Annotated in this window: 2 protein-coding genes; both read left to right on the top strand. The window is 36.7% G+C overall.

The genetic code is table 11. The features are described from left to right. The first annotated feature begins 52 nt into the window (after positions 1-52). Positions 53-1,204, top strand: a complete 1,152-nt coding sequence (locus tag DBR11_RS22140) for a FecR family protein (RefSeq protein WP_108554791.1) — start codon at positions 53-55, stop codon at positions 1,202-1,204. 167 nt (positions 1,205-1,371) lie between these two features. Then, a partial coding sequence (locus DBR11_RS22145; protein ID WP_199233920.1) for an STN domain-containing protein occupies positions 1,372-1,770 on the top strand: 399 nt, incomplete at its 3' end.

Here is a 1,770-nt window from a genome sequence, read left to right on the forward strand (position 1 = left end):
CCCATACCCTGTATGCTCACTGTCTATATAATAGATGGCTTAGAAGTAATAAATGCAGAAAATAAACTTACAGAATCTACTGGAAAAATTTAGAAATGGTCAAATTGAGCCTGAAGAATTGGTATTATTGGAAATTTGGTACCTGCAGTGGCAGCCCAGTCCTCTAAAAGTAGAGCATGAGGATCTTGAGATTGTTAAAGAAGAAGTCTGGCAATCCCTTTCGAAATTGGACTCTAGGCCTGAAAAACAACGCAGATGGATTGGAATTGCAGCGGCAATTATCTTCCTTGCTGGTTTTTTATCCCTTTTTTATTTTGCCTATCATGCAAAACAAAGTGTTAAAGCAGAACAGGCCTTGGTAAAAATGAAGAATCATGACTTCAGGCCGGGAGGGAACAGAGCCTTCCTGATTCTTTCAAATGGAAAATCCATCCAGCTTACCGATACAAAAAGCGGAAAAATAGCAGACCAGAATGGAATGGTTGTGAGCAAGACTGCAAAAGGACAATTGGTCTACGATCATTCAACTAATAATTCTTACAGAAATGAAGGCTCCAAATTAACTTACAATACGGTAAGTACTCCCAGAGGTGGCGAATATCAACTTATATTGTCAGACGGAACTAAAGTTTGGCTAAATGCGGCATCTTCAATAACCTATCCGGTTTCGTTTTATGGTGAGGAAAGAAGTGTTGTGGTTAATGGAGAAGCTTATTTTGAGGTTGCGCATAATCAACGTAAACCATTTAAGGTCTTGACCGGCAATCAGGAAATCACCGTGCTGGGCACTCATTTTAATGTGAAAGGTTATTCTGATGATGCGGGAATTACTACGACGTTGGTTTCTGGAAGTGTTAAAATCAGAAATCTTACCTCTAGTCAGTCTGATTTACTGCATCCAGGAGAACAGGCCACTGTATTTAAGGATAAGGGAGCAATTAGTATTGCTGCAGTAAACTCTGATGTTGCTGTTTCCTGGAAAAATGGATACTTTTTGTTTGATGGGCAGGGGATCGAGAGTATTATGAAGATGCTGAGCCGGTGGTACGATTTGGATGTTGATACTCATCTTTATAAAAGGCACGACAAATTTGGAGGTACTTTTTCCCGCTCTTCAAATTTGCTGGAGATTTTAAAAAATCTAGAACAAATTGGTCAGGTACACTTTAAAATAGAAAATAAAAAAATAATTGTTTCAGACTAACTGTCATTATAGAAAAAGGAGGAATTATAGAAAAAAATTAAACTAAATCTGAACTTATGATTAAGAACCAAGGACGTTGGAAGCATCCTTGGTCTATCAGCTGTAAAGCTGGATCATGTCATGTTAATTAAGCTAACCAAATAGACTAAATTAAACCTAACAACCAAATGTATAAAAAAATAACTGAATTACTTTTCAGAAGGGATGCCTATGTATATTCCAATTTTTGTCTCAAAATGAAATTGACTGTCCTTTTATTAGCAGTTACGTTTTTTCAAATAAAAGCGGAGACCTATGCGCAAAAAATTAGCGTAACTACACGTAATGCTTCATTTTCTGAAGTGATTGCACAAATCAGAAAACAAACAGATTATGATTTTCTGTATAATAACCAAACCTTAAAAGATGCAAAGCCGATTACCCTGGACGTACATGATCTTGATGTCAGGCGCGTACTCGACCTCTGTTTTAAGGAACAGCCTCTTACTTATACCATTAAAAATAAAACTGTTCTGATTGTAAAGAAAACGAATGAAAAACCTTTCTGGATGGATAATGAACAGAAA

It is taken from the genome of Pedobacter sp. HMWF019 (assembly GCF_003061025.1).
Taxonomy (GTDB): Bacteria; Bacteroidota; Bacteroidia; order Sphingobacteriales; family Sphingobacteriaceae; genus Pedobacter.